The following is a 26,395-nucleotide window of genomic DNA, read 5'->3' as shown; positions in this document are numbered from 1 at the left end:
CCTCGGCGCCGGCGCGTTCGGCGGCGGCCTTCGCGGCGGCCGGGTCCAGCGGCAGCTCGACCACGTAGGTGGTGCCGGCCTTGCCGGGCAGCTCGTGCGGCTGGAGCACGCCGCCGTGGCGCTCGACCACCGCGCGGGCTATCGGCAGGTGGACGGGGCTGCCGCCGACGCCGGGGCCGCGGATCTCGACCCGGGCGACGTCACCGCGCTGGGCGGCGGCCAGCACGACGGTCGGCGGTTCGGGGGGCGCGGTCGGCGCGGTCGGGTTGCCCAGGCCGGACACCGACAGTCCGGGGACGGCCAGGCCGGGGGAGGAGGCGGTGGGGGCGTCCAGCGCGAGGCCGGTGCCACTGACGTCGGCGACCAGGTGGGCCAGCGCCTGGGCGAGCCGGCGCTCGTCGGCGATCACCTCGACGGCGGCGGCGTGCACCGAGAAGCGCACCCGGCCCGGGCCGACCAGTTCGCCGGCCTGCTCGACGGCCCGGCGCACCACCTTGTCCAGGCCGACCGGCACCTGCCGAGCGGCCTTGCGCCCGTCTTTGCCGTCCTTGGCGTCCTTGTCCTCCTTCGCGCCCGTGGAGTCCTTGGGGTCCTTGGTGTCCTTGCCCTCGCCCGGGCCGGCCTCCCCGGCCTCGGAGCGCTGGTGCTCCAGCACGTCGTCGATCAGCTTGCCGAACCGGCGGCACTCGTCGGCGAGCCGGCGCAGGGTCCAGTTGGCCTCCGGCCAGAGCTGCCCGGCCGGGTCGGCGGCGAGGGTGTCCAGCCGCTGGTTCAGCGCGCTCAGCGCGCCGCCGAGTTCGCCCTCCAGGACGGCGGTGAGGTGCTCGTTGCGGGCGACCAGGGCGAGTTCGCGGCTGCGGTCGGTGAAGGTCATCACCGCGCCGACCAGCTGGTCGCCGTCCCGGACCGGGGCCGTGGTGAGGTCGACGGTGACCGGCCGGCCGTCCTTGCGCCACAGCACGGTGCCGCGCACCCGGTGCTTGCGGCCGGAGGTCAGGGTGTCCAGCAGCGCGGACTCCTCCAGCGCCAGCGGGGTGCCGTCGGCCCGGGAGTGCTGGATCAGCGGGTGCAGCTCGCGCCCGCCCAGCTCGCTCGCCCGGTACTCCAGGATGTGCGCGGCGGCCGGGTTGACCAGCACGCAGCGGCCTTCGAGGTCGACCCCGAGCACGCCCTCGGCGGCGGCCCGCAGGATCATCTCGGTCTGCTTGTGCTGGCGGCGCAGCTCGGCCTCGACGCCGAGCCGCCCGGAGAGGTCACGGACCAGCAGCAGGAGCAGGTCGGAGGACGAGGAGGCGCGCGGGCCCTCGCGGTACGGCTCGTACGGGGAGCGCCCGTAGCCGTCGCCGCCGTCGGTGGCGAAGTCGTTGCCGGAGACCTCGACCGGGAAGGTCGTGCCGTCGGTGCGGTGGGCGGTCATCCGGACCGGGCGGTCGAGGTCGTCGCCGTCCCGGGTGGCCGGGCGCATCGAGCCGGGGATCCGGCTGGGGTCGAACTCGGGCAGCAGTCCGAGCACGCCCATGCCGACCAGCGAGGTGCCGGGCGCCTGTAGCGCCTGGACCGCCGCGCTGTTGGCGTCCACCACCGTGCCGTTGCTGTTCACCAGCAACAACGCGTCGGGCAGGGCGTCGAGTATGGCGTCGAGGCGAGCAGCGCCTCGGATCGGCCTGCTGCTCACGTCGACAGGTCTCCTCGGCTCAGGGCAGCTCCTCCGGAGTCGGCAGTATCTCATTCTTCTTTGCGGCGGGGACGACCCGCCTAGTAACGTGGGCGGTGGTTGGTGCCGAGCCCCACGGTTGTGGCATCATCGCTGACACACGGAACGGGTCCGCATCGCGCGGGCATGGTCCTTGTGGGGAGGCTTCGCCTAGTCCGGTCTATGGCGCCGCACTGCTAATGCGGTTTCGGGGTTATTCCTGATCGAGGGTTCAAATCCCTCAGCCTCCGCAGCCGGGGAGCCCCGTCGACGATCTCGTCGGCGGGGCTCTTCGCATGTCCGGGGCCTGGTCGGCGGCCGGGCCGGAGCCGGCCGGGAGCCGGGTCGTCACGGGCCCGGAGGGGGCCGGATCAATCGATTTCGTCCTGCGTCGCAGGTCATGTAATGTTGTCCCCGCAACGCCCCGGGGGCCACGGTCACCAGGGCGAGCGCTCATAGCTCAACGGATAGAGCACTTGACTACGGATCAAGAGGTTGCAGGTTCGAATCCTGCTGAGCGCACCAACCTTCGCAAGATCGGGTTCGCCCGTTCCTTGCGCTCATAGCTCAACGGATAGAGCACTTGACTACGGATCAAGAGGTTGCAGGTTCGAATCCTGCTGAGCGCACCAGCGAGAAGCCCCTGGCCACCGGCCGGGGGCTTCTCCGTTTTCCCGGTCCGGCCCCGCTCCCGCTCGACTGTGACGACGGTCACTCCAGGTCGGTCCGGTTGATCCAGGGCACGTTCCGGTGGTCCAGGAGCCAGTCCGAGCTGGTCAGCGGCCGGGCCCGGTTGAAGGTGACGGGCGCGGGGTCGTGACGGACCAGCCCGGGGCGGCGCCCAGGGCGAGCACCAGTCCGGCCGGCTCGGCGACCGGCTCCGGCGGGCCGGAGAGGTGGACCTCCCAGCCGGTGAAGTCGCCGTGCCCGTGCAGGGTCCGTCGCAGCAGCGCGGTGGTCCCGTCGGGGCCCGACGGCCGGTCGGGGAGGGCGGTCGGCACCCGCAGCCGGGGGTTGCGGGTGAGCAGCCGCCACGGCGTCCAGGTCGTACTGCCCGGCCGCCGAGCGGGCCGCCAGCAGGACGGTCGCCCCAGGTGGTCGGCCCGGCGCTCGACGACGGCGAAGCCGGCGCGGATGACCGCGGGGTCGAAGGCCACGGACCGCTCCCGGCTAGGCCGACCGGGCGTCGGTGAGCGCCGCGCCCCTGGTGTCGCCGACCACCGCGTAGACGGCGGTCCGGGCGGCCTCGGCCTGCGGGGTCCACGCGTCGCCGGCGTAGTGGGTCAGGCGGGCGAACAGCCGGTCCCGATGTTTTTCCAGGTGCTCGGCGAAGAGGCCGCGGAGAGCGGGATCGTGCTCGAACAGATGCCGGTGGACGTATTCGGTGACGACGGGACCGTGGGGCGCTACGGCGGCGAAACCGCGCCTGACGAGTACGGGGTCCATGGTCACGGGGCCCGACTCTACTGAGCGGATGGGTAATTCAAACAGAGTTCCCTGATGAATGGTCAGGTGCCGGACGCTGGTGTCCGCCTACTCGGCCGGAATTCCCCCTTCTCCGCCATTCGGGTGGGCGCAGCCGTTCGTGTGAGATCCATTGCCGCCCAATGGATGAAATGCAGCCGATTCAGGTACAACCCGTCCTGCCGCCCGGATGACCGCCAAACGGGTGGGACGCGGTTAAAAGCCCAGGTGTCGCCGTATGACCGGTCCGGGATCGTGATTCCGTCTTGTCCGATCGTGTGCCCGGACTGCCCACCACCCCGGCAGCCGACCGTGAAGGAGAGCCGGATGAGCCGACAGTTTCCCCGCACAGCTGCCGCCCTGGCCGTTCTCACGGTCGGGGCGCTGACCGGTTGGGACGCCCCGCTCTCGGTGGCCCAGCAGTCCCCTGACGCCTGGTCGGGCGAGCACCGGGCGGTGCTGCCGTCCGGCCTCTCCGTCCAGCTCGACCTCACGGGCGCGGACGGCACGGCCGTCACCGCCGGGGCCGGCCGGCTCGCCGACCGTTCCGGTGGTGGACGCTCCACCGCGGTCTACGCGGACGGCAAGCGCCCCGGGGATGCCGCCCAGACCTTCGGCATCACCCCCGACCAGCCGCTGACGGACGGTTCCTGGCGCACCGTCGGAACCCTCCGGCTGGGCTTCTCCCGGCCGGTCCGCAATCCCCGGCTGCACCTCAGCGGACTGGCCGCGGTCGCCACCGGGAAGTCCGGCACCACCGGCACCGCCGCCCGGCTGACCCTCACCGGCGGCTCGCCCGCCGCCCCCACCCTGGTCGGGCGCACCGACTGGCCCGGCTGGACGGTCGACGGCGACTCCCTCGCCCCCGCCGGGAGCGACGGCAGCACCGACGGTGCCGCGGGCTCCGCCGCCGAGGGCACCCTGGAGCTCGCCGGCACGGTCCGCACCGCGGTGTTCCGGATCGAGCAGCGCTCCACCGCCCGGGCCGGGAGCACCACCGCCCCGCCCGTCCTGCGCCAGGCCTACACCGTCACCGTGGACGAGGACCTCGGCACCGCGCCGCAGGCCTACGGCAACGCCTCGCACGTGGTCTCCGACCTCTTCCTGGGCGCCGACGCGGCCACCCCGCCGCGCCGGGACCGGAGCCGGACCGGCGCCGGCACGGGCGACGAACCGCTGGTCGAGCTGGACCACGGCGCGGTCCGGCGCGGCAACCCCTTCGCCAGCACGGCCGCCAGCCCGCCACCCCCCAAGCTCCAGCCCGGCCGCGGCGAGTACCAGGGCGCCGACCCGTCGATCGGCTTCCCCGACGAGGCCGCCATCGGCCGCTACTACCGGGTCACCGTCCCGGTCGCGGTGGGCGGCCAGCCCGCCACCCTGGCCGGCTGGATCGACTTCGACCACAGCGGCCGCTTCGAACCCGCCGACCGGGTGCAGACCGAGATCCCGGCCGGCGCCGACACCGCGATCCTGGAGTGGACCGTGCCGCCCGGCGCCGCCGCCGGTGAGACCTGGGCCCGGCTGCGGATCGGCCGCGACACCAGCCAACTCGTCCCCTCCGGCGGCTTCGCCGACTCGGGGGAGGTCTCCGACCAGCGGATCAGGCTGACCGTCGGCGCCGCCCGGCCCGAGATCGCCGAGCCGGTCGACGGCACCATCCTGGCCGACGCCCGCCCGCAGATCCGCGGCGAGGGCGCCGTCGCGGGCGCCGCGGTGGAGGTCCGGGACGGTGACGCGACGCTCTGCAAGGCCAAGGTCGACCGTGGCGGCGCCTGGTCCTGCCGCCCCGGCGGCCCGCTCGCGGCCGGGCCGCACGCCCTCACCCCGGTGGAGACCACCAGCGGCGGCGTGGTGCTGCGCGGCGAGCCGGCCAAGGTCGCCGTGAAGACCGCGCCGCCGGCCGCCCCCGTGCTCACCCTCCCCGCCTACACCAACGACCCGGGGTTGCGGCTCACCGCCACCGGCGAGGCCGGCAGCACCGTATCCGTCACCGACCGGTCCACCTCCTCCGAACTGTGCAGCAGCGCCGTCCGCACGGACGGCGAGTGGTCCTGTCTGCCGGTCGAGAACCTGGCGGACGGCATCCACCAGCTCACCCCGGTCGCCGTCGACGCCGCCGGGAACCGGACGGCCGGGCAGCCGGTCGTCCTGGTGGTGGACACCGTGCCGCCGGACAAGCCGGTGCTCACCTCCCCGGCCCCCGGCGAGGTGCTGCGAGCCGGCCGGCCGAAGCTCACCGGGCGGGCCGAACCGGGCTCGAACGTGCTGGTCACGGCGAGTCCGGCGGCGGGCTCCGACGACCGTACGGTGCTCTGCGGGGCCGCGGTGGCGCTGGACGGGAGCTGGAGCTGCACCGCCAACCGGGACCTGGCGGACGGGGAGCAGTGGCTGACCGTCACGGCGACCGACCGGGCGGGGAACGGGACTGCGGCGGATCCGGTGCGGGTGCGGGTGCGGGTGGCGGCTGTGGTGCCCGGTCCGGTGGCTTCTTCGAGTCCGGTGGTTTCGGCCTCGGCGTCGGCCTCGGCCACCGCAACGCCCGGTTCCACGGTGTCCGTTGGACCGGGTGTGAGTCCGAGCGCGAGTCCGAGGCCGAGTGCCGGTTCGAGCGTGACGGCGTCGGTGGGGGCCTCGCCGAGACCCTCCGGTACGGCGGGGGCGGCCACGGTGGCGCCCACGGCCGCGGTCGGGTCGCCGAGTCCGACCGAGGTTCCGGCGCTCCGGCCGATCCCGCCGGGGCTGCTGCCGATCGTCGTCCCGCCGGTCGTCCCGCCGGTGGTCGGGGCCCCGGCGAAGCCCTCGGCGCCGGTGCCACCAGTGCCGTCCGCCCCCGCGACCCCTGCCGTCCCGACCTTTGCCGTCCCGACCTCCGCCGTCCCGACCTCCGCCGTCTCCGGCTCTTCGAGCCGTCCGGGGGTCCCGTTCGTTCCCGCCGTCTCCGCCCAGCCGTCCGGCAGCGTCGCCCCGTCCCCGGGTGTCCCGTCGGCCGTCGTCGCCGACGCGAGCCCGGCCGTCGTCGCCGAGCCGCTGTCGGCCGCCGACCAGGGCGAACCCCGGACGGGCGGGGTTGCCGCCCGGCCGCTGCCCGCGCCCCCGGTCGAGGGGGCGGCGGTCGGGCGGCCCCGGGAGTCCCGCTGGCACGGTCTGCTCGCCGGGGTACTGCTGGTGCTCGCCGGGATCGGGCTGATCACCCGTCGGGTGTTCGCCCGTGGATCCGGTGCCCGACGGCGCTGACCTGCGCCGAACCGTCCCAACCATCCGCTCATGTGCCTGCGCGTCAGGTCAACTTCGGACGATTCGTCAGCAAATGTCGACACACCTCGGCTCAAATGTCGCATTTGATGACGTATGAACTTAGCCTGACTCTGGCACTGCCCGTCAGATCCGGGCCGCCCGTTGCGCGACACACCAGACCCAGAGGATCCGTGCATGGACGTCACCCGCGATTCTTCGCAGCGACCCGACAACCTGCCCAAGTCGTTCCCGCCGGCCCTGCCGGAACGTTCCGCCTCCGGTGCCAGCCCGCTGGCCAAGGTCTCCACCGTCAAGGCCGTCAAGCCGGCGGGCGCGGTCGGCGCCGGTCCGGCGACCGCCCCGCTGGCGGTCGTCCCCGGTCCGTCCCCGGCCCGCTCCGCCGACCTGCGGGACCCGCTGGAGACGGCCGGCCCGGAGACCGTCGAACTCCCCGAGGCCGACCAGGCCGGGGCCCCCGCCGCCGCCACCTCGCGCCGCCCCCCGCGGGCGGACCAGGCGCTGCGCGAGCACACCGCCGGCGCGCTGCCCGGCTGGGTCGCCCTGCTGGTGGTGCTGCTCGGCCTGGCCGGCGTGGTGTACGTGCTGCTGCGCACCGGTGTCATCCCGTACGGGGACGCGCTGCCCGAACTGCGCGGCCCCGCCGCCCAGGCCAGTGGCCGGCCCGAGGTGGACGCCCCGGCGATCGCCGGGGTCAGCGCGGCCGGTCTGCTGGTGGTGTGCGCGCTGGCCGGCCTGCTGGCCAACGCCGGCGGCGAGACCCGGGTGCTGACCCGCTGGGGCCGCTACCGGGGCACGGTGCGCAGGACCGGGCTGGTCTGGGTCAACCCGCTGCTGCGCCGCCGCCGGGTCGACGTGCGGCTGCGGCACTGGCGCAGCGAGCCGGTCAAGGTGGTCGACCGCACCGGCACCCCGATCGTCGTCCGGCTGCTGATCGTCTGGCGGGTCAAGGACACCGCGCGGGCGCTGCTGGCGATCGAGGACCACGAGAGCTACCTGCGCGAGCAGGTCCAGGCGGTACTCACCCGTACCGCCTCCACCCTGCCGTGCGACAGCAACGCGGCACCCGGGCCCGCCCTGCGCGACGGACAGTGGTTCGCCGACGAGCTGACCCGGGCGCTGGCCGCCGAGGCCGCCCCGGCGGGCCTGGAGGTCTACTCGGTGCAGCCGCTGGCGCTGGACTACGCGCCCGAGGTGGCCGAGTCGATGCGCCGCCGCCGGCTCGCCGACCTGGACGCCGGCCTGCGGACCGTACTGGTCGACGACGCGGTGGAGGCGGCGGCGCTGGCCGTGCGCCGGCTGGAACGCGCGACCGCGCACGAACTGGACGAGGCCGCTCGCAGCGCGCTGATGGAACAGCTGCTGGTCGCCTTCGTCGCCCCGGCCGGAGTGGCCGCCTCGGTACCGCCCCCGGCCGCCCGTGCCGGGCGGAAGGAAGGACGACCCGCATGAGGATAGCCACCGGCGCGTACGCCGACCCCGGCATCGACCCCGGTGCCGACTCCGGTCTGATCGGCTTCGAGGAGCGCCTCGGCAGCATCCCCGCGATCACGGGCTGCGGCTGCCCGAACTGCGCGGCCAGGCCGCGCACCGCCCGCGCCGCCGAGGCCGGCGGTGGCAGCCGAATACACCGGGCCGTGCGAAGTACCTGCCTGGCCACCACCGTGCTGGCGGGCGCCGGCGTGGTCGGCCTGACGGCGGGGGCCGGCTCCGCGCACGCCGCGGCCGGAAAGCAGGGCTGGGACGGGTCGAAGTACTGGTTCAAGAACGGTGCCGGTGAGTGGCGCTGGACCAGCCACTACGACGTCTACGCCAGTCGCACCGGGAAGTCCGGCGGTTCCTCGGGCTCCTCCGGCGCATCCGGCTCATCCGACTCCGGCACCGAGGTCGTCTCGAACGGCTCGGCCTCCTCCTGGGGCCCGCGCCAGGGCTGGGACGGGTCGAAGTACTGGTTCAAGAACGGTGCCGGTGAGTGGCGCTGGACCAGCCACTACGACGTCTACGTCAGCCGCACCGGGAAGTCCGGCGGTTCCTCCGGCGGGTCCGGCGGTTCGGACCAGGCCTCCGGCCGGCCGGACAGCCGCCCGTCCTCGGGCGACGCGTCGTCCACCGGGAGCACCGAGTCGGCCGTCGACTACGCGCTCGCCCAGCTGGGCAAGCCGTACGTCTGGGGCGGCAACGGCCCGTCCGGCTACGACTGCTCCGGGCTGGTCCAGCAGGCCTACCGGCGCAGCGGGATAAGCCTGCCGCGGGTGGCCGACGACCAGTACGCGGCCACCACACCGATCAGCGCGGGGCAGCTGCGCCGCGGTGACCTGGTGTTCTGGTCGGACAGCGGCCGGGCCTCGGGGATCCACCACGTGGGGATCTACCTGGGCGGCGGCACGTTCGTGGAGGCGCCGCGGCCGGGCAAGACCGTCCGGATATCGACGCTCAACTCCGGCTACTACCCGACCCACTTCGGGCGGCCGTAGCCGGAGGGCGGCCCAGGGCCCCCGACAGCGGTGTGCTGTCGGGGGCCCCGGCACGGGCTCAGGCGGAGGCCGCGTCCAGCAGGGCGGTCTGCTCGGGGGTGAGCTTCAGCGTGACGCCGGCCAGCAGCGGGGGCAGCTGGTCGAGGGTGCGGGCGCTGGCGATCGGGGCGGCGACCGTCGGGCGGGCGGCGAGCCAGGCCAGGGCGACACTGGCGAGCGCGACGCCGTGCTCGGCGGCGACCGTGTCCAGCGCCTCCAGGACCTTGGGACCGCGCGGCTCCGCCAGGTAGCGGGCGGCGCCCTCGGCCCGGGCGCTGTCGACGCCCGCGCCGCCCGGGCGGTACTTGCCGGTCAGGAAGCCGGAGGCGAGCGCGTAGTAGGGCACGGTGGCCAGCCCGTGCTCGGCGACCAGGTCGGCCAGCGGGCCCTCGAAGGTGTCCCGGGACACCAGGTTGTAGTGCGGCTGGACCGCCACGTACTTGGCCAGGCCCTCGCGCTCGGCGAAGGACAGCGCCTCGGCGAGCCGCTCGGTGGAGATGTTGGAGGCGGCGACCGCCCGGACCTTGCCGGCGCGGACCAGCTCGTCCAGGGCCGTCACGAACTCCTCGACCGGGGTGTCGTCGTCCCGGTGGGTGTAGTACAGGTCGATGTGGTCCACACCGAGGCGGCGCAGCGACTCCTCGGCGCAGGCCTTGATGTTGGCCGCGCCCAGACCCTTCGCCTCGGGGTGCATGCCGGCCTTGGTGGCGATCACGATCCCGTCCCGGTTGCCCCGGCTGCGCAACCAGTTGCCGATCACCGTCTCGGACTCGCCGCCGGTGTTGCCGGGGGCCCAGGCGGAGTAGACATCGGCGGTGTCGACGAAGTTGCCGCCGGCGGCGGCGTAGGCGTCCAGTACGGCGAAGGACTGCTGTTCGTCGGCCGTCCAGCCGAAGACGTTGCCGCCGAGGGAGAGCGGGTGGACGGACAGGTCGGAGGTGCCGAGGCGGACCCGGCTCTGGTTTCCGGTCATGACCGAAGTCAACCCGCTTGCGCGGCAGCGCATTCCGTCGGTCACACGGATTTCACGATCCGGTCGTGTCGCCGCCGCACGCGCGAGTGGTGGGTCGCCCGAGCAGGGGTCCGGGGTGTGCCTGAGGTGGGCGGATTCGTTAGAGTCCGTGCCATGGCTGACAACGACTACGACCCCGCCGGTAGCACCCAGATGTTCCGGGCGTTCGTCGACGAGACCCCGGCGCCCCAGGCGCCGGGCTCCGTCTCCACCTACGGCAGCAGCAACACACGCAGTCGCACCGGTGTGATCGCGCTGATCGCCGTCGTCGCCCTGGTGGTCCTGGGCGCCGTCGTCTGGCTGGCGGTCAAGTGACTCTCGCGCGGGTGGCCCTGGTGAGGGTCACCCGCGCGACGGGTGGCTCCGACCTCAGCAGGGCTTGCGCCAGGCGTTGAGGTCGAGCTTCTTCTGCATCGAACTGAAGCCCAGCGCCTTGGTCTTGGCGCAGAACTGGTCCGTGTCGAGCTTGTACTCGACGTGGAAGACCGCCTTGCCCGCCTTGATGAAGGGCGAGACCCGGTCGCACTCGTCGAACTGCGAGCACTCCTCGTTGACCGCGAAGTCGAAGTCCGGCTGCAGCGCGGGGATCTGGTCCAGGTCGTTCTTCAGGCCGATGGCCAGACCGCGTTCGTGGGCGAGCTGGGCCAGCATCCGGTTGTACGCCAGCTGGTCGTCCGGGGTCAGCGGGAAGCCGCTGTTCTGGTTGTAGGCCTCGATGGTGTCCGGTTCGATGGCGTCGAAGCCCTTGCTCCTGCACATGTCGAAGCGGGCCGCCATCAGTGGCCTCAGCTGGTCGAGCTTGCGGATGTCGAACCACTTCTCGCCCTTCCAGCCGGTGTCCGAGCCCTGGAGGGACTTGGCGAAGGCGGCGGCGTCGGGGCGGAAGTTCTCCCAGGAGCCGGCGTTGACGTAGCAGATCACCTTGCGGCCCTTGGCGTGCAGCGCGGCGACCACCGAGGCGTCGTTCTCGAAGCCGTCGATGTCGTAGACCGGCACGTCCACCGACTGGTCCACCGGGCCGCCGCCGAGCTGCCACTGCCAGGCCAGGCCCGGGGTGGGCTGCCAGCGGGCGCCGGCCGGCGGCGGCCCGGTGGTGCCGGGCGGGGTGGTGCCCGGCGGGGTGCCCGGGGCGGTGGTGCCGCTCGGGGTGCCCGGGGCCGAGGTGGTGCCGGGGGCGCTGGGCGTGCCGGGGTCGGTCGGCGGGGTGGTGCCGGGGGTGCTCGGCGCGGTGGCCGTGGGAGAGTCGCTCTGGTTGCCGTCGGCCGAGTCGTTGTCGTCCTCCGAGCCGGAGCTGCTGCACGAGCTGACCAGCAGGGCGGTGACGGTGGCGAGGGCCATGGCGGCGGGCAGCAGCCGGGTGCGGCGGTTCACGGTAGTCGAACTCCGGATCGGGTCAGGTCAGTTCAGCGGCGGTCAGGCCGTACGGGAGGGTGCGCCAGGGGTTGTCCCCGGCGCCGGGTACGGCGCAGCCGACGCCGGCTCGCCGGGCGGTGATCAGTGCGGAGGCGTCCTGGGCGGACTCGGCCGGGACGTCGTAGACCAGGTGGCAGAAGCGGGAGGCCGCGTGGCGGCCGGTCCACAGCGGCAGCGTCATCGAGCGGTACGCGTCCCAGTCGCCCTCGAAGGTGACCAGCAGGTCGGCCAGGCCGACTTCGGCGTACCCGGGGTCCGGGTGCTCGCCGTGGCCGAACACCACGATGCCGCAGCCGGCCGCCCGAGCGGCCGTCGCGAGGCGCCGGTAGTGCGCCAGCGCGCCCGGGTGGGTGGCGACCTGGTCGAGGTAGACGCCGGTGATGCCGTGTCGCTGACGGTACGTCAGGATATCGGCGACCACGGCCGCGTGGGGACGGCGGCCGTAGTCGGTGTCGGCGTACCCGACCAACGGCAGGCCGGCCGCCCGGAGTTCTTCGGCGGCCTCGGCGAAGACGTGGTCCGGAACCTCGCCCGGGCCGTCCGCGAGGTTGAGCACCACGGCGGCGATCCGGGCGGGGTCGGCGGCGGCGACCGCCCGCCAGGCCGCTGGGTCCACCGCGGGGTGGACGTACAGCGGCACCAGCAGGCGGCCGTCGGGGGTGGTCCCGGCGGTCATGCGACCACCGGGGTCGGGGCGGGCTCGGCGGTGCTGAGCCACAGGTCGCGCAGGGTGTCGGCGAGGCCGGTCTCCGGGTGCCAGCCGAGTGCCCGGGCGGCGGCCGACACGTCGGCCTGCTGCCAGGAGACCGCGGTGGAGCGCTCGGAGCCCACTCCGCTCTCGTCGATCCGGCCGGTGAAGCCGGACGCCGCGACCAGGCCGTCGGCGATCGCCCGGACCCGCTGGGCCCGCCCGGTCGCCAGGTTGAGCACCCGGGGGAGCGGGCCGTCGGCGGTGACGGCCAGGCCGATCGCCTTGGCGATGTCCCGGGCGTCCACGAAGTCCCGGAAGGCGGAGAGGTCCCCGACCGTGATCACGGCGTCGGCGCCCTCGGGCGCCGCCCGGCGCAGCTCGGCCGCCAGCCGGCCGGGCAGCGAGCCCGCCGGGGCGCCCGGACCGACCGGGTTGAACACCCGCAGCACCACCGCGTCCAGCGGCGAACCGGCCACCGCGAGGGAACCGGCCAGCTTGGTCGCGCCGTACACGCCGACCGGGCGGGCGTCGGCCTGCTCGGAGAGCGACTCGCCCTCGTCGCAGACGCCGTACTCGCCGGCCGAACCGATGTGCACCAGACGGGCCTTCGGGGCGCCCAGGGCGAGCGCCTCGCAGAGCACCGCCGGGCCGCGGGCGTTCACCTCGGCGAGCTTGACCGCGCTGCCGGCCACCGCCCCCGCGAAGTTGATCACCACGTCGGGAGCCAGCGCGGCCAGCTCCTCGCCGAGCGGGCCGACCTGGGCGGTGCCCAGGTCCAGCCGGAGGTCGTGGGTGGGTCGCCGGCCCGCGGACAGCAGGGTGGCCCCGGGCAGTGTCCGCAGGACGGTGACGGCGTGACGGCCCAGGAAGCCGTCGCCGCCGAGGAGCAGGATTCTCACGCGGCCCGTCCGTCGGTCTCGGCGCCCGCGGGGACGGGCTCCTCGGCCGTGTCGTCCGGGGCGGTACGGGCGGCCGGGACCGGCAGCTCCGTGACGCCCGGCGCGGCGGCCGATTCGAATGGCATCAGGACCGGGCGGATCGAGGAGAACTCGGCGTTCGCCCGGTCGTAGTCGTCGGGGCGGCCGATGTCCAGCCAGTAGCCGCCGAAGTCGTAGGCGGCCGGCGGGGTGTCGGCGGCCAGCAGGTCGAGCACCAGCTCGTCGAAGCCCAGCGGCAGGCCCGGGGTGTACTTGGCGAGCGCGGCGCGGGAGACGCCGTACACGCCCATCGAGACCCGGTAGTCGATGCTGGGCTTCTCCTGGAAGCCGGTGATGGTGCCGGAGTCGGTGGTCAGCACGCCGAAGTCGATCTTCACCTGGCGGGCGTAGGTGGCGATGGTCAGCGGGGCGCCGGACTGCTCGTGGTGCTTGAGCACCCCGGAGAAGTCCAGGTCGGTGAGGATGTCGCCGTTCATCACCAGGAAGTGCTCCGGCAGGCGGTCCTGCATGGTGAGCAGCGGGCCCATGGTGCCGAGCGGGCTGTCCTCGACGGCGTAGCCGACCCGCAGGCCCCACTGCGAGCCGTTGCCGACGTAGGCGCGGATGATGTGGCCGAGGTGGCCGATGGCCAGGGTGACGGTCTTGAAGCCCGCGGCGGCGAGCTGGCGCATCACGATCTCCAGGATCGCGTGCTGGTCGCCGATCGGGACGAGCGGCTTGGGGAGCGCGGTGGTGTACGGGCGGAGCCGGACGCCCTTACCGCCGGCCAGGATCACTGCATGCATGGTGTTTCCCCCACGGAAAAGGTGTGTAGGACACGAACCTTGGCTACCAGGACGATCATGATCGGTACGGCGGTCAGACGTTGTAGATGTCGGTCTTGTAGCGGGCCAGGTTGGCCGGGTCGCGGAAGAACTCGATGGTCTGCTCCAGACCCTGCTCCAGGCTGAACTGCGGGGCCCAGCCGGTGGCCTGGCGCAGCCGGGTGGCGTCCGCGACCAGGCGCATGACCTCGGAGTTGGTCGGACGGATGCGCTGCTCGTCCTCCTTCACCACCAGGTCCACGCCCATCAGCTTGCCGACCAGGGTGACCAGGTCGCCGACCGAGATCTCGCCGCCGGTGCCGGCGTTGAAGGTCCGGCCGACCACGTTCTCGGCGGCCGCGGTGCCCACCGTGCGGAAGGCGTTGGCGGTGTCCTTGACGAACGTGAAGTCGCGGGTCGGGCGCAGGTCGCCGAGGGTGATCTCGGTCTGGCCGGACGCGACCTGGGCGATCACGGTCGGGATGACGGCGCGCATCGACTGGCGCGGGCCGAAGGTGTTGAACGGGCGCAGGGTGACGACCGGGGTCTCGAAGCTGGCGTGGTAGCTGTCGGCCAGCCGGTCCCCGCCGGCCTTGGAGGCGGCGTACGGGGACTGGGTGTTGATCGGGTGGTCCTCGGTGATCGGCACGGTCTGCGCGGTGCCGTAGGTCTCGCTGGTGGAGGTGTGCACCAGGCGCGGGATCTCCAGGTGGCGCACCGCCTCCAGCACGTTCAGGGTGCCGGTGACGTTGGTGTCCACGTACGAGTGGGGGGCGCGGTAGGAGTACGGGATCGCGATCAGCGCGGCCAGGTGGTAGACCGCCTCGGTGCCCTTGACCAGGCCGTTGACCGAGCCCGGGTCCCGGACGTCGCCGAGGACGATCTCGACCGAGTCCAGCACCTCCGCGGACAGGGTCTCCAGCCAGCCGAAGGAGGAGAAGGAGTTGTACTGGACCATCGCGCGGACGTGGTGCCCGTCGGCGACCAGGGTCTCGACGAGGTGGGAGCCGATGAAGCCCTCGGCTCCGGTAACCGCGACGCTGCTCATGCGTATTCGCTTTCTCGATTTCGGGAGCAGCCGGACGTGTGGTCACGACCGGCCGATGGTGCCTCGGGAGAGGCGGATTCTCAGCGGTGTTGGGTGGTGCGGCCGAGCGCGGGCCCGGCGGTTGCGGTGAGGACGAGTGCGGCCGCCCCGCAGCCGATCAGCTGCAGGACGATCGGGTCCGCACCGGTCAGCAGCCCGACGCTCTCGGCGATCGCGGCGGCCAGACAGATGAGGGCGGTGCTCCAGCTGAACCCGAAGGCGTTCAGCAGCAGCGCCAGCCAGAGCGAGCCGCCCAGGAGCAGCATCGCGCCGAGCTGCGGCACGCCGAGCGACGGGGCGCCCGGCCACAGCACGGTCGCGGCGGCGTCCAGCGCGGCCACGGTGGTGAGGTAGATGAACAGGCAGCCGAGCAGGATCCCGCCGGTGCGGCGGGTGAACTGCCCGCTGGTGTGGCTGATGCGCAGTGCGGCCACGGCCATTGCCCGGTAGCGGAACAGCAGCCACTCGGCCAGGCCGAGACTGAGCGTCAGCGCGATCATGGCCGGGCCGGTCGGAGCCGTCTGGACGTGCGCGCCGTGGGCCGGGGTGTGCACCGCGTGCGAGGCGGCGTGCACGGCCTGGTGGATGGTCTCGCCGAGGCCGGCGATCAGCGTGAGCGCACCGCAGGCCAGCCCGAACAGCAGGTGCGGGACCTCCTGGCGGATCGGCAGCCTCAGCTTCACGCCGTCCCGTTCGCCGCCGCGGGCCGCGACCAGCAGCTCCCGGACGGCCAGGCCGACCGCCAGTGCCACCGAGGCGAGCAGCACCGCCGTACGGACCGGCTGCGGGACGTCGACCGCCAGCACCACGCCCGCGCCGACCGAGGCCGGGGCCAGCGCCAGCAGCAGGAACTTCTCCCGCCCGAGCACCAGCAGCGCGGTGGCCGCGGCCAGGTAGCAGGACTGGCCCGCGGCGAACCAGAGCGCGCCCAGCGGTCCGCCGATCACGTACGCGCAGCCGGAGGCCAGCAGCGCGCCGATCGGGGCGCCCACGGCCAGGCAGACCGCCGCGTCCCGACGGCGCAGCCGGCTCAGCCAGCGGTACGAGCGGTGCGCCAGCGCCTGGTTGAAGCCCCAGCTGACCAGCGTGGCGATGGACAGCGCGAGCATGCCCGAGGGCAGGCCGAAGCGCATCCGGGCGGTCGCGAACAGGTTGGCGCCGAGCAGGTAGCCGAGGCCGGGCAGGGCGAACACCAGGCCGCGCACCACGCAGCGCCACGGGTCGGCCCGCCAGGGGTTGGCGAACTCGGAGCTCGGGCCGGGGTAGCGGCGCTCGACCTTCTCGAACAGCTCCTCGGCGACGGTGAACGCGTCGGGGCGGCCGTACAGCAGGGCCGCCTGCTCGTCGGAGAGGCCGTCCGACTCCAGGAAGGCCGCGATCTCGTACGGGTGGACGGCGTCGGCGCAGACGTCCTGCAGGCGCTCGGCGAGCTCGTCCAGCGGGTCGTCGGAGAGGTCGAGCTGCTCGGCGGGGTCGGGCTCGGTGGGCGGGGCGGGGCGGCGGCGCTTCAGCGGCAGGGTGCGCAGCTGCATCGTCCGCTCGGCGCCGCCCTCGTCCGGGACGAGGCGGATGGGGCCACTCATGCGCCCACCTCGCTGCGCTCGGCGGCCCCTTCGCGGTACGCGCGCCTGCTGATGGTTCTCTCGCTTCGCTCGTTCACGCGCCCACCTCGCTGCGCTCGGCGGCCCCTTCGCGGTACGCGCGCCTGCTGATGGTTCTCTCGCTTCGCTCGTTCACGCGCCCACCTCGCTGGGCTCGGGCCGGGCGGCGGTCAGCTGCTGGTCCCAGTCCGGGCTGGGGACCTCGTCGGTGACGGTGACCATCCCGCCGGGCATCCAGCGGGAGGTGCCCAGGAGTTCGGTGTAGATGCCCCGGAAGCCGTCGATGTTCTGGCGGAGCGTGAACTGTTCGATGACCCGCAGCCGGGCGCCCTCGCCGAGCCGGGCGCGCCGCGCGGGGTCGCGCAGCAGCTCGATCGCGGCGGCCGCCATCGGCTCGGGCTCGCGCGGCGGGACGACCAGTCCGGTGTCGCCGACGGCCTCGCGCACGCCGCCGACGTCGGTCGAGATGGTCGCGCGGCCGCAGGACATGGCCTCGATCAGGGTGAACGGGAAGCCCTCGCTGATGCTGGAGAGCATCACCACGTTGCCCGCCGCGTACGCGTCGGTGATGTCGGCGACGCGGCCTTCGAAGGCCACCGAGTCGGCCACGCCGAGCTCGGTGGCCAGGGCTATGCAGCCGTCCCGGTACGCCTCGCCGCCCTTGGGGGTGCCCCCGAAGAGCCGCAGCCGCGCCTCGGGGATCTCCTGGTGGACGATGGCGAAGGCCCGGATCAGCGTTTCCAGGTCCTTGATCGGGTCGACCCGGCCGGCCCAGCTGAGGGTCGGCGTCTCGGGCTCGGGCCCGGCGGGGGGGAAGGCGGCCGGGTCCACCCCGTTGTAGACGGTGCGGATGTGCGTGGACGGGGTGCCGCCGCGCTCCTCCCAGCGCCGGTTGTACCGGTTGCCGGGGGTGACCAGGGCTGCCTGCCGGTAGCTCTCCTCGGCGAGCATCCGGTAGAAGCCGAGCAGCAGCGCCTTGACCGGCCAGCGGTACGGGCCGGTGCGGTAGCCGAGGTAGCGCTCGCGCAGGTAGATGCCGTGCTCGGTGAGCAGAAACGGTACGCCGAACTGCTGGGCGGCGATCAGCCCGGGCAGGGTGGCGAGGCCGCCGCTGGCCGCGTGGGCGACGCCGTCGGTCGGCGGGTCGACCGAGAGCGGCCGCAGCGCGTGCTCCAGCAGGTCGGTGGCGTTCAGCGCGTCGTGCATGGTGGGCCGGGAGACCGCGGTGGGCAGGTAGTCACGGGTCCACACGTGCTGGAGGGTGCGCAGGGCGCGCTCGCTGCGCAGCGCCGGGCTGAGCAGCCCGCGCCGGGCGAGGTCGGCGAAGCCGTACAGCTCGGTGCCGAAGTGGGTGGTGTAGACCGGGTCGAGGATGGAGTGCAGGAAGCGCTCGTACGCGTTGAGGAAGCGTCGCATCTCCTTGCCGCGCGGCGGCCGGGCCTCGGAGGCCGGGCCCCACAGCGGTGCGGTGGTGACCGACCGTACGTTGGCGGGCAGTTCCCAGGCCAGTGGTTCCTGGCCGGTTCCGGTGACGGCGATGATGTCGAAGTCGACGTCCGGCATGCCCTGAACGAGTTGGTCGCACCAGACGCTCACGCCGCCGTGCTGGTGCGGGTACGTCCCCTCGGTGAGCAGGGTGACGCGCATCTCCTGTCCCCCCTCCTGTTCTTGCGTCGTTGTCCGGACTGGGTGGCCGGCGCGGGACCCGTGGCGGGGTCGGACCGGGAGACCGGCCCGACCCCGCTACGAGGTGCTAAGGGTTACCGGTTGCCGGAGCGTCCGGTGGGGGCACCGTTGCCCTGGGGCTTGGCGCCCTGGACCACGTCCTTGCCGGGCACCGGGGTGCCGCTGCCGGGGACGAGGGACTGGGCGGGCTTGCGGGTGACGTCGCTCGGGCCCGCCGGGACGGGCGTGGCCACGCCCTGCGGCACGACCTTCTTGTCCGCCGGCGCCGGTGCCGGGACGGACTTGGCCGCCACGTTCGGCGCGACGGCGGCCGGGGCGGCCGGCGCGCTGCCGGAGGGGAGTTGCAGGGTGATGCCGCTCTGCAGGGCGCCCGGGGACGCCCAGCCCGAGAGCGTACCGGCGTAGGCCGAACCGAAGGCGGCCGTCCCGATGGCCATCTTCTGAGCAGTTCCGGTCGGCATGGTGGCCTGGACCTGAACACCGGCCGGCGCGCTGACGGTGACGGTGTTGCCGATCTTGTAGGCGGTGACCTGCCCGGCGGCGACGGCCTTGTTCCAGGCCGCGCGCTTCTGGAACTCCTGGCCGATCTCGCGCTCGCCGAGGTTCACGATCGGGGTGCTGTCGGCGAACAGCGAGCGGTAGTTGCCGAGGATCTTCTCCAGCACCGGGTACAGGATGCGGTCCTCGGAGAGGTTCGACTGGTGCACGAAGTGCGGCCGCGGGTCGTTGTTCAGCACGTGGCCGAGGTCGATCCGGGCCTCCAGCGGCACGATGTACGACTGGTAGCCGGTGGCGGTGTCCAGCGGCTGGGGCAGGCAGGTGGAGTTGGCGTTGTTCTCGCAGACGCCGCTGCCGCCGTTGGCCTTGCTGGTGTAGATCCAGTTGTACTCGTCAGCCTCCTCCTTCGCCGAACCGGCGTTGTAGAAGACGTTCATCGGGTACCGCGGCACCGTCAGCGTGGAGGAGCCGACGGCCCGCTGGCCGGGCTCGCGGGAGGCGTCGCTGCCGGTGAACTTGATGCCGTTGGCGGCCAGCGCCGGCGCCAGGTTCGGGTTGTCGCTGGTCTCCTGCGGGGCGGTGAGCAGACCGGAGTGCTCACCGGTGACGAGCGCCTGCGGGTCGGGCTTGAGGCCGTTGGCGGTGGCCCAGTCGAAGTTCTGCTTGATCTGGGTGGAGATGGTGTTCTGGTCGGTCCAGACGGTGTTGCCCGTCGCGTCCTTGGTGCACTTCCACGGCACCACGGTGACGTCCTGCACGCAGCCCAGGTAGGGGTGGGTGTAGGTGTGGTTGATCCAGCGGTAGCTGTTCTGGTCGGCGATCATCTGGCCGGCGGTCGGGTCCACCGTGGTCTGGTGGTCGGCCTTCCAGTCCTCGCTGCCGCCGCCGTTGAACACCATGTCCAGCGTGAAGTTGTTGGCGGTCTGCCACTGCTTGAGGTACTGCGCGTCGGCCGGCGTCATCCGGATCGGGTTGGCGGTGTCCGGGGTGCCGGGCGGGCAGGTGACGTCACCGGGGGTGCACTTGAGCACGGTGTCCCAGCGGTCGTCGGCCAGGAACACGTCGTCCACGTGGGTGGCGAAGTAGTTGCGGTCGTAGCCGAGGTGGACACCCTGGGTGATCCAGTCGACCATGCCGCGGGCCAGCAACCGGTACTGCTGCTGGTACTGGTTGTAGACGAAGGTGACGACCAGTTCCTTGCGGCCGTCGTGGGTGTACTCGCCGACCAGCGAACCGCGGTTGGTGGTGTTGGGTATCGCCGCGTCGACCAGCGGGACGAAGGAGGCACCGGACGGCAGGTTGGCGAGCGGGGTGGCCAGGTAGCCGTAGCTCTCACTGACGTTGGGGTCGTTGTCCTCGAACGGGACGCTGCCCTTGAGGTACCCGAAGGGACCCGAAGTGCCGGCCGTCGTGGTGGCCGCCTGGAATCCGTCGAGGGTTCCGACGAATCCCGGATTCTGGGCGTAGTTCAGACCCACGGCCGGGCTGGCCCAGGTGTACGCGTCGATCTGCCGGACGTTGAAAGCCGCCTCGTAGGTGGCGATCGCGGTCATCTCGGCGGCGCTGTTGGGGAAGGGGTTTTCGTTGGGCAGCACGATGCCCTGGTACTTGCCCCGGGGCAGTCCGTTCACCGTGTCGCTCAGGAAAGCGGAGTTGATGACGGGGCGGCTGGGGTCATTGAGGCTGACGACCTTGTACGGCGTGCCCTGGCTCTTGAGCTCGGCGGTGATCGCCGCGACGGACGGGCCCCCGTCGTCGATGACCAGGATGGTGAGGTCGATCCTGGGCGGCGTGGTGTCGCCGTGGGCCAGGGTGGTCTGCAGGCCGCTGGCCAGCAGAACTGCCGCTGCGCAGGCGGCAACTCTTCGGGTCGCTCGACCCATGTCTGATCCTCCCCTTGGGCCAGGCGCCGCGCTGTTTCGCGCTCGCCTGCCCGTGTAGCTGTTCGCGGGCAGCAGGCTGCCCGGCGCCCATCCTGGTCGAGGGTCGGCGGTGCGAGGGACCAATTGGGCGAGAGTGCAGCGAACCTGTTACCAACGTTCATGGTGAAGCCATGGAGGCGCTGATTGTGACCGTAACCGGACCGCCCGCGCAAATAATGAATTGAAAATGAAAAACCGGAAGCCGAGTGCTACACCTGGTTACCGACTGTGCGGCTCACACGGCTCTGGGGGGCACCTACACTGTCGTCGTTGCGCACGACACTCTTGCACATCTTGCCGCTCCAATGGGCAGGTTCATGCAATATCAGGCACCGCTGTGCCATGTGACAGTCCGAATATGCAATGGAGGCCTCTGGTGGCTGATCGTCAGATCGCATCCGAGCGAATCGGGAACGTACGGAATGCGCTCCCGGAACCGGACGGAACGGTCCTGGTCGGCCGTAGTCTGGGCCTGCGCGGTGCGGTCAACGCCCGGGATCTGGGCGGCTATCGGACGGTCGAGGGGGCCGCGGTCCGCCGTGGAGCGGCCCTGCGCAGTGATGGCCTGAACCATGTCACCGCCGAGGACCTCGGCCCGCTGGGCGCGCTCGGACTGCGCGCGGTGGTCGACCTGCGCGGCCCCGAGGAGGTCCGCGAGGCCGGTCCGGACCGGCTGCCGGACGGCGTTGCCGTCCATCATCTCCCGCTGCTGGCAACGGACTTCGACATCCACCTGACGCTGCGCGGAGCCCTCGCCGACCGCAGCCCGGACAAGCAGCGCGCCGTGCTCGGCGACGGCCGGGCGGCCGCCATGATGACCGGGCTCTACCGCTGGTTCGTCACCGACCCGGCGGCCCGCGAGCGCTTCGCCGCCCTGCTGCGGCTGCTCGCCGCCCCGGACGGCGTGCCGCTGCTGTTCCACTGCTCGGCGGGCAAGGACCGCACCGGCTGGGCGGCGGCGCTCGTGCTGACCGCACTGGGCGTGGACCGCGAGACGGTGCTCGCCGACTACCTGCTCACCAATGCGCGCTCCGCCGCGGTGGTCGAGCGGGTGCTGGCCGACTTCGGCGGCCGCGGCCTGATGCGCGAGCCCGAGCTCCTCCTGCCGGTCTTCCGGGCCGACCGCGGCTACCTGGACGCGGCCTTCGCGGAGGTCGAGGCCGGCTGGAGCGGCTTCGACGCGTTCTGGCGGGAGGGGCTCGGGCTGGACGCGGACGTGCTGGCCGGGCTGCGCGCCAACCTCCTGGAAGACGGCGGCAGTTGAGCCGGACGGTGGCGGCGGTCAGCCCTCGCTGATCAGCCCCGCGCGGAGCTGGGTGAGCGTCCGGGTGAGCAGCCGGGAGACGTGCATCTGGGAGATGCCGATCTCCTCGCCGATCTGCGACTGGGTGAGGTTGCCGAAGAACCGCAGCATGATGATCCGGCGCTCGCGCGGCGGCAGCTTGGCCAGCAGCGGCTTGAGCGACTCCCGGTACTCCACGCCCTCCAGCGCGAGGTCCTCGTAGCCGAGCCGTTCGGCCAGCGGCCCCTCGCTGTCCTCCTCGCCGGGGCTGGAGTCCAGCGAGCTGGCGGTGTAGGCGTTGCCCACCGCGAGGCCCTCGACCACGTCCTCCTCGCTGACTCCGAGGCAGGCGGCCAACTCGGCGACGGTGGGGGAGCGGTCCAGCCGCTGGGACAGTTCGTCCCCGGCCTTGGTGAGCGCCAGCCGCAGCTCCTGCAGCCGCCGTGGCACCCGGACCGACCAACTGGTGTCCCGGAAGAAGCGCTTGATCTCGCCGACCACGGTGGGCATCGCGAAGGTGGGGAACTCCACCCCGCGTTCCGGGTCGAAGCGGTCGATCGCCTTGATCAGCCCGATCGTGCCGACCTGGACGATGTCCTCCATCGGCTCGTTGCGGCTGCGGAAACGCGCCGAGGCGTACCGGACCAGCGGCAGGTTGAGCTCGATCAGGGTGTCCCGGACGTAGGTGTGCTCCTCGCTGCCCGCTTCCAGTGCGGCCAGCCGCAGGAACAGCGAGCGGGAGAGCGTCCGGGTGTCCAGCCCGGCGCCGGGCGGCGCCTGGGTGGACGTCACCGGGCCGGGCGCCCCGGCGCCGGGCCTTTCGAGAGACGTGGCCCGCTGGAGCGGGATCCGGTCCTCGGCGACCGCCGTACCCTTGGCCTGACCAGCGTGGATCTCCGCAGTGCCCAGCTCTCCGGACATGCACCCACCCCCTTGTGACTGACAGTTGAACGGGGGCCGTCGCACGGAGGTTCCCGGCAGGGGCCCAACCCCCTCCATACCGGAACACGGTCCTCGGCAAACCCGAACGTCGCAAGATGTCACGTCGGAGTAACGCGCTGCAATCTCACTCTTCCCAGGAGTTGCCGGTCCGAAGCCTGGTCAGGATCCGGGAGAGCAGCCGGGAGACGTGCATCTGGGACATCCCCAGTTCGGTGCTGATCTGCGACTGGGTGAGGTTGGCGAAGAACCGCAGCATCACGATCCGCCGCTCCCGCTCGGGGAGTTGGACCAGCAGGTGGCGGACCATGTCGCGGTGCTCGACCTCGGCCAGTGCGGCGTCCTCGTAGCCGAGCCGGTCCAGCAGGGCGAGCCCGCCCTCGTGCTCCTGGGCGGCCTCCAGGGAGGCGGCGTTGTAGGCGCGCCCGGCGTCCAGGCAGGCCCGGACGTCCTCCTCCGGGATCCGCAGGCTGGCGGCGATCTCGGGCACCTTGGGGGTCCGCCCGTGCTGCACCGTCAGCTCCTCCATGGCGCCGCTGACCTGGACCCACAGCTCCTGGAGCCGGCGCGGGACGTGCATGGTGCGGACGTTGTCCCGGAAGTAGCGCTTGATCTCGCCCAGGATGGTCGGCAGCGCGTAGGTGGGGAACTGGACGCCCCGGGTCGGGTCGAAGCGGTCGATCGCGTTGATCAGACCGATGGTGCCGACCTGGACGACGTCCTCCATCGGCTCGCTGCGGCTGCGGAAGCGGGTGGCCGCGTAGCGGACCAGCGGGATGTTCACCTCGATCAGGGCGGCCCGGACCCGCTCCCGTTCGGGGGCGTCCGGCGGCAGCTCGGAGAGTCGTTCGAACAGCACCCGGGTGAGTGTCCGGACGTCCATGACGGGGCGGCCGCCGGGGCCGCGAAGCCCGTCCGGACGGAGCTCACCGGCCGGGCTGATGATCGCAGCCAACACGTCGTCCACGGACACGTCACCCCTCCCAAATTCAACAATGGTGGGCCCTGCGGATCGGGTGTCGCGGCTGGTTCGCACCTCGCCATGTCCGGCAAAACCGGTCATAGCATCACAAGGTGGGCACAGGTCGGGCAAGCACCCGGTGGAGGTGTGTTGGTGGGGTGCCCGGGCTTGGCCGGTCCCGCCGGCGAGGCGCCGCAAGGATTGTTCCGGGGCAGACCAAGACGCCCCGTCCGGGGACCGGACGGGGCGGGCGCGGGCCGTCCGGGGGACGGCGGCGGGGTCAGACCTCGATGTCGGCGATCACCCAGGTCGCGAACTCGCGCCACTGGCCGGCCGCGGCCTGGTGCGCGGGGTGGGTCAGGTACGCCTGGAGGGCCGTGCCGTCCTCGACCAGGCTGTTGATCGCGTAGTCGTACGCGATGTCGCGCTCGGTGGTGTTCCAGCCGCACTCCCACTCGCGCAGCTCGGGGATCAGCGAGCCGAGCTCGGCGAACGCCTTGGCACCGGACAGCACGCGCTGCTCGTCCTTGGCGACGCCCTCGTTGAGCTTGAACAGGACCAGGTGGCGGATCACGATGTGCCGCTCCTTACTTGATCAGACCGGTCATGAAGGTGCCGACCGCCTTGGCCGCGTTCGAGATGCCCTCGAAACCCAGCTGGACGAGTTCGGCGGACCGGGCCGGCGAGGTGATGATCGAGTAGAGCACGAAGATGAGCAGGAGGGCCATGCCGATCTTCTTCGCCTGCGCCATCGTGACCTTCCTCCCTGCGGTGGGCCGCCGTCATCCGGGTCCCCGAGCGGCCCTGCAGGGCAGCTTATCCACCGGACGGGCTATCAAGTGTGCGGCGCGTTCGCCCGGCGGGACGAAGGTCCCCGCGAGTGGGGCCTTTCTCCGGATGTCCCGGCGCGGCCCGGACGGCAGGATGGTTGACGTGCCGAGGATCTGGCAGGAATCCCCGGCGTGTGGATCCGGAGCCCCCGCTGTGGGACCGGTGGTCGCGGCTACCCCCCTCGCGGCGCCGGTTGTGGGACTCCGCCGGGGGAGCGGTCAGTCCCCCCGAGCCGCTCCCCCTCCAAGGCTCCGTACGAGCCGGGCCATGGTGGTCATCAGCCCGGAGTACGGGGCCCTTTCCGTGTTCGAGGGGGCGCGGAAACGCCGAGGGCCCGTCCGGATCGGACGGGCCCTCGGGCTTTCTGGCGGTAGCGGTGGGATTCGAACCCACGGTGGAGTTGCCCCCACACACGCTTTCGAGGCGTGCTCCTTTGGCCGCTCGGACACGCTACCGAGGGGAACTCTACCGGACGGGTGGCACGGTCACGAAATCCGTATCGAAGGGCCGTCGCCGGGGCCTCGGCGGTGGGTGTCGAAGAATGCGCGCAGCTGCTCGCCGCACTCCTCGGCGAGGACGCCCCAGATCACCTCGGGCCGGTGGTTGAGCCGGCGGTCGCGCATCACGTCGAAGAGCGAGCCGGCCGCGCCGGCCTTCTCGTCGAGGGCGCCGTAGACCACCCGGTCGATCCGGGACAGCACGATGGCTCCGGCGCACATCGTGCAGGGCTCCAGGGTCACCACCAGGGTGCAGCCGCTGAGCCGCCACTCCCCGAGCCGGTCGGCGGCCTGCCGGATCGCGACCACCTCGGCGTGCGCGGTCGGGTCGCCGACCGCCTCGCGCTCGTTGTGGCCGCGTCCGATCACCTTGCCGTCCGGGCCCAGGACGAGCGCCCCGACCGGGACGTCCCCGGTGGCCGGCGCCAGGGCGGCCTCGGCGATGGCGAGGCGCATCGGCGCCGCCCAGCGGTCGCGGACCGGGTCGGGGCGGACGGGGGCGGGCAGCGGGGGGACGTACGGGACGGTCAGCGGGGTGGATGCGGGCTGCATGGCATCCAGTGTCGGGCATCCGGTGGTGGACACCGGTGCGACCGGGGCCGTTACCGGACCGACTCCAGGACCTCGCCGCAGCCCAGGGCCTCGGCGATCTCCTCCAGGGCGTCGCCCGGCACCGCGCCCTCGCCGCTGAGACCGAGCAGTTCGTCGGCGGCCAGGCCGAACTCGGTGAGCAGGTGGGCGTCGCCGAGCGGGCCGACCGGGACGCCGTCGCGGGCGTCCGCGTCCTCGTCGTCCCGCGCCTCGGTCTCCGACTCCTCGTCCAGCAGGTGGTCCAGGTCGCCGAACTCGCTCTCGCCGGCCTGGTCGACCAGCTCGTCGGTGAGGACGGAGCCGTAGGAGCTGCGGGCCGCGGCGGCGCCGTCCGACACGAAGATCCGCGGGTCGTCCTCACCGTCCACCCGGAGGATGGCGAACCAGGAATCCTCCTGTTCGATGAAGATCAGGACGCTGTCGTCGTCCTGTGCGGAGCCGCGGGCCAGATCGGTCAGATCGGCCAGGGTTTCGACGTCGTCGAGCTCCGTCTCGCTCACATCCCACCCGTCCTCGGTGCGAGCAAGCACTGCAGCGAAGTACGCCACCAGGGACACTCCCAAGATCATCGGTCTCGGCTGTCGGCGCGTTCGGGCAACGCGGAAATCTGGCCGCCCCCGCGCCAGAGGCGATCCGCTTGTTCGGACCGTCCCATCGGAATCGTGACAGAAAGCCCGCCCTCGCGGGGGGTGTTCGGCAGCGCGTCTTTGCAGGTCGTGTC

The 26,395-nt window shown here is 72.6% G+C and carries 22 protein-coding genes, 4 tRNA genes and 1 pseudogene; 8 read left to right on the top strand and 19 right to left on the bottom strand.

Features of this window, described 5'->3' with window-relative positions; translation table 11 throughout:
* Positions 1-1,675: PAS domain-containing protein (locus tag BG452_RS15465; RefSeq protein WP_188304865.1), on the bottom strand; the 1,675-nt coding region annotated here is incomplete at its 3' end.
* A 178-nt stretch (positions 1,676-1,853) separates the two neighbouring features.
* On the opposite strand from BG452_RS15465, the gene BG452_RS15460 reads away from it, so the two are divergent.
* The 3 genes from BG452_RS15460 (at position 1,854) to BG452_RS15450 (ending at position 2,325) form a co-directional block, all read left to right on the top strand.
* A tRNA-Ser gene (locus BG452_RS15460) sits at positions 1,854-1,944 on the top strand.
* Between the two features lie 198 nt (positions 1,945-2,142).
* Positions 2,143-2,218, top strand: a tRNA-Arg gene (locus BG452_RS15455).
* 31 nt (positions 2,219-2,249) lie between these two features.
* Positions 2,250-2,325: transfer RNA gene (locus BG452_RS15450), tRNA-Arg, on the top strand.
* Between the two features lie 144 nt (positions 2,326-2,469).
* Here the strand turns inward: BG452_RS15450 and BG452_RS15445 are convergent.
* Both BG452_RS15445 and BG452_RS15440 read right to left on the bottom strand, forming a co-directional pair.
* Positions 2,470-2,850 carry a hypothetical protein gene (locus tag BG452_RS15445; protein WP_188304864.1) on the bottom strand — a complete coding sequence of 127 codons (381 nt, stop codon included), beginning with the start codon at positions 2,848-2,850 and terminating at the stop codon, positions 2,470-2,472.
* 13 nt (positions 2,851-2,863) lie between these two features.
* Complete coding sequence (locus BG452_RS15440) at positions 2,864-3,145, bottom strand: hypothetical protein (RefSeq protein ID WP_188304863.1); 282 nt, start codon at positions 3,143-3,145, stop codon at positions 2,864-2,866.
* Between the two features lie 339 nt (positions 3,146-3,484).
* On the opposite strand from BG452_RS15440, the gene BG452_RS47055 reads away from it, so the two are divergent.
* From BG452_RS47055 to BG452_RS15425, 3 genes are all read left to right on the top strand, one after another.
* On the top strand, positions 3,485-6,391 hold the full coding sequence (locus BG452_RS47055; protein ID WP_188304862.1) for an Ig-like domain-containing protein: 2,907 nt from the start codon (positions 3,485-3,487) through the stop codon (positions 6,389-6,391).
* A gap of 195 nt (positions 6,392-6,586) precedes the next feature.
* Positions 6,587-7,861, top strand: a complete 1,275-nt coding sequence (locus BG452_RS15430) for an SPFH domain-containing protein (protein WP_188304861.1) — start codon at positions 6,587-6,589, stop codon at positions 7,859-7,861.
* A complete protein-coding gene (locus BG452_RS15425; RefSeq protein ID WP_188304860.1) occupies positions 7,858-8,883 on the top strand; it encodes a C40 family peptidase in 1,026 nt (341 codons plus the stop codon). Before BG452_RS15430 ends, BG452_RS15425 begins: the two co-directional genes overlap by 4 nt.
* Before the next feature lie 58 nt (positions 8,884-8,941).
* Here the strand turns inward: BG452_RS15425 and BG452_RS15420 are convergent, their stop codons facing one another.
* Positions 8,942-9,895 carry an aldo/keto reductase gene (locus tag BG452_RS15420; RefSeq protein ID WP_188304859.1) on the bottom strand — a complete coding sequence of 318 codons (954 nt, stop codon included), beginning with the start codon at positions 9,893-9,895 and terminating at the stop codon, positions 8,942-8,944.
* Between the two features lie 153 nt (positions 9,896-10,048).
* Between BG452_RS15420 and BG452_RS15415 the strand changes: the two genes are divergently transcribed.
* Complete coding sequence (locus BG452_RS15415) at positions 10,049-10,249, top strand: hypothetical protein (RefSeq protein ID WP_188304858.1); 201 nt, start codon at positions 10,049-10,051, stop codon at positions 10,247-10,249.
* A gap of 54 nt (positions 10,250-10,303) precedes the next feature.
* Here the strand turns inward: BG452_RS15415 and BG452_RS15410 are convergent, their stop codons facing one another.
* The 8 genes and pseudogenes from BG452_RS15410 to BG452_RS15375 all read right to left on the bottom strand — a co-directional run bounded on the left by BG452_RS15410 (position 10,304) and on the right by BG452_RS15375 (position 20,534).
* Positions 10,304-11,305 (bottom strand): endo alpha-1,4 polygalactosaminidase, encoded by a 1,002-nt coding sequence (locus BG452_RS15410; RefSeq protein WP_317621054.1) that lies wholly within the window; start codon positions 11,303-11,305, stop codon positions 10,304-10,306.
* Between the two features lie 22 nt (positions 11,306-11,327).
* A complete protein-coding gene (locus BG452_RS15405) occupies positions 11,328-12,023 on the bottom strand; it encodes a spherulation-specific family 4 protein (RefSeq protein WP_188304857.1) in 696 nt (231 codons plus the stop codon).
* Positions 12,020-12,937, bottom strand: coding sequence for an NAD-dependent epimerase/dehydratase family protein (locus BG452_RS15400; protein ID WP_188304856.1), 918 nt, complete (start codon positions 12,935-12,937; stop codon positions 12,020-12,022). Before BG452_RS15400 ends, BG452_RS15405 begins: the two co-directional genes overlap by 4 nt.
* Positions 12,938-13,059: 122 nt before the next feature.
* Positions 13,060-13,761 (bottom strand): annotated as a pseudogene (locus tag BG452_RS15395) (NDP-sugar synthase); the annotation flags it as partial.
* 73 nt (positions 13,762-13,834) lie between these two features.
* Complete coding sequence (locus BG452_RS15390; protein WP_188304854.1) at positions 13,835-14,827, bottom strand: SDR family NAD(P)-dependent oxidoreductase; 993 nt, start codon at positions 14,825-14,827, stop codon at positions 13,835-13,837.
* Positions 14,828-14,907: 80 nt separating this feature from the next.
* Positions 14,908-16,449 (bottom strand): hypothetical protein, encoded by a 1,542-nt coding sequence (locus tag BG452_RS15385; protein ID WP_188304853.1) that lies wholly within the window; start codon positions 16,447-16,449, stop codon positions 14,908-14,910.
* Between the two features lie 150 nt (positions 16,450-16,599).
* Complete coding sequence (gene pelF, locus BG452_RS15380; RefSeq protein WP_188304852.1) at positions 16,600-18,114, bottom strand: GT4 family glycosyltransferase PelF; 1,515 nt, start codon at positions 18,112-18,114, stop codon at positions 16,600-16,602.
* 113 nt (positions 18,115-18,227) lie between these two features.
* Positions 18,228-20,534, bottom strand: coding sequence for a hypothetical protein (locus BG452_RS15375; RefSeq protein ID WP_223242250.1), 2,307 nt, complete (start codon positions 20,532-20,534; stop codon positions 18,228-18,230).
* A 415-nt stretch (positions 20,535-20,949) separates the two neighbouring features.
* On the opposite strand from BG452_RS15375, the gene BG452_RS15370 reads away from it, so the two are divergent.
* Positions 20,950-21,837: a tyrosine-protein phosphatase gene (locus BG452_RS15370; protein ID WP_188304851.1), complete on the top strand. Its 888-nt coding sequence runs from the start codon at positions 20,950-20,952 to the stop codon at positions 21,835-21,837.
* Positions 21,838-21,855: 18 nt separating this feature from the next.
* On the opposite strand, the gene BG452_RS15365 is transcribed toward BG452_RS15370, so the two are convergent.
* The 7 genes from BG452_RS15365 to BG452_RS15335 all read right to left on the bottom strand — a co-directional run bounded on the left by BG452_RS15365 (position 21,856) and on the right by BG452_RS15335 (position 26,243).
* Positions 21,856-22,776, bottom strand: a complete 921-nt coding sequence (locus tag BG452_RS15365) for an RNA polymerase sigma factor SigF (protein WP_188304850.1) — start codon at positions 22,774-22,776, stop codon at positions 21,856-21,858.
* Positions 22,777-22,921: 145 nt separating this feature from the next.
* Complete coding sequence (locus BG452_RS15360) at positions 22,922-23,677, bottom strand: RNA polymerase sigma factor SigF (RefSeq protein WP_411292954.1); 756 nt, start codon at positions 23,675-23,677, stop codon at positions 22,922-22,924.
* A 358-nt stretch (positions 23,678-24,035) separates the two neighbouring features.
* A complete protein-coding gene (locus tag BG452_RS15355; RefSeq protein ID WP_188304849.1) occupies positions 24,036-24,329 on the bottom strand; it encodes a Dabb family protein in 294 nt (97 codons plus the stop codon).
* A 13-nt stretch (positions 24,330-24,342) separates the two neighbouring features.
* Positions 24,343-24,507: a hypothetical protein gene (locus tag BG452_RS15350; RefSeq protein WP_188304848.1), complete on the bottom strand. Its 165-nt coding sequence runs from the start codon at positions 24,505-24,507 to the stop codon at positions 24,343-24,345.
* A gap of 444 nt (positions 24,508-24,951) precedes the next feature.
* Positions 24,952-25,041, bottom strand: a tRNA-Ser gene (locus BG452_RS15345).
* 30 nt (positions 25,042-25,071) lie between these two features.
* Entirely contained in the window at positions 25,072-25,635 is a 564-nt protein-coding gene (gene tadA, locus BG452_RS15340) for a tRNA adenosine(34) deaminase TadA (protein ID WP_188304847.1), read from the bottom strand.
* Positions 25,636-25,685: 50 nt separating this feature from the next.
* Positions 25,686-26,243 (bottom strand): tRNA adenosine deaminase-associated protein, encoded by a 558-nt coding sequence (locus BG452_RS15335; RefSeq protein ID WP_188304846.1) that lies wholly within the window; start codon positions 26,241-26,243, stop codon positions 25,686-25,688.
* Between the last annotated feature and the right edge of the window lie 152 nt (positions 26,244-26,395).

Source organism: Streptomyces sp. CBMA123, assembly GCF_014596465.1.
Classification (GTDB): domain Bacteria; phylum Actinomycetota; class Actinomycetes; order Streptomycetales; family Streptomycetaceae; genus Kitasatospora.
Note: the sequence above shows the minus strand (reverse complement) of the source record. Positions and strands in the feature narration are given on the sequence as shown.

Excerpts from the sequence above, each read along its gene's own strand:
- BG452_RS15360 (WP_411292954.1), bottom strand. The coding sequence starts at position 23,677 with ATGGACGTCCGGACACTCACCCGGGTGCTGTTCGAACGACTCTCCGAG.
- BG452_RS15430 (WP_188304861.1), top strand. The coding sequence starts at position 6,587 with ATGGACGTCACCCGCGATTCTTCGCAGCGACCCGACAACCTGCCCAAG.
- tadA (WP_188304847.1), bottom strand. The coding sequence starts at position 25,635 with ATGCAGCCCGCATCCACCCCGCTGACCGTCCCGTACGTCCCCCCGCTG.
- BG452_RS15335 (WP_188304846.1), bottom strand. The coding sequence starts at position 26,243 with ATGATCTTGGGAGTGTCCCTGGTGGCGTACTTCGCTGCAGTGCTTGCT.
- BG452_RS15385 (WP_188304853.1), bottom strand. The coding sequence starts at position 16,449 with ATGAGTGGCCCCATCCGCCTCGTCCCGGACGAGGGCGGCGCCGAGCGG.
- BG452_RS47055 (WP_188304862.1), top strand. The coding sequence starts at position 3,485 with ATGAGCCGACAGTTTCCCCGCACAGCTGCCGCCCTGGCCGTTCTCACG.
- BG452_RS15350 (WP_188304848.1), bottom strand. The coding sequence starts at position 24,507 with ATGGCGCAGGCGAAGAAGATCGGCATGGCCCTCCTGCTCATCTTCGTG.
- BG452_RS15425 (WP_188304860.1), top strand. The coding sequence starts at position 7,858 with ATGAGGATAGCCACCGGCGCGTACGCCGACCCCGGCATCGACCCCGGT.
- BG452_RS15415 (WP_188304858.1), top strand. The coding sequence starts at position 10,049 with ATGGCTGACAACGACTACGACCCCGCCGGTAGCACCCAGATGTTCCGG.
- pelF (WP_188304852.1), bottom strand. The coding sequence starts at position 18,114 with ATGCGCGTCACCCTGCTCACCGAGGGGACGTACCCGCACCAGCACGGC.
- BG452_RS15405 (WP_188304857.1), bottom strand. The coding sequence starts at position 12,023 with ATGACCGCCGGGACCACCCCCGACGGCCGCCTGCTGGTGCCGCTGTAC.
- BG452_RS15375 (WP_223242250.1), bottom strand. The coding sequence starts at position 20,534 with ATGGGTCGAGCGACCCGAAGAGTTGCCGCCTGCGCAGCGGCAGTTCTG.
- BG452_RS15365 (WP_188304850.1), bottom strand. The coding sequence starts at position 22,776 with ATGTCCGGAGAGCTGGGCACTGCGGAGATCCACGCTGGTCAGGCCAAG.
- BG452_RS15420 (WP_188304859.1), bottom strand. The coding sequence starts at position 9,895 with ATGACCGGAAACCAGAGCCGGGTCCGCCTCGGCACCTCCGACCTGTCC.
- BG452_RS15390 (WP_188304854.1), bottom strand. The coding sequence starts at position 14,827 with ATGAGCAGCGTCGCGGTTACCGGAGCCGAGGGCTTCATCGGCTCCCAC.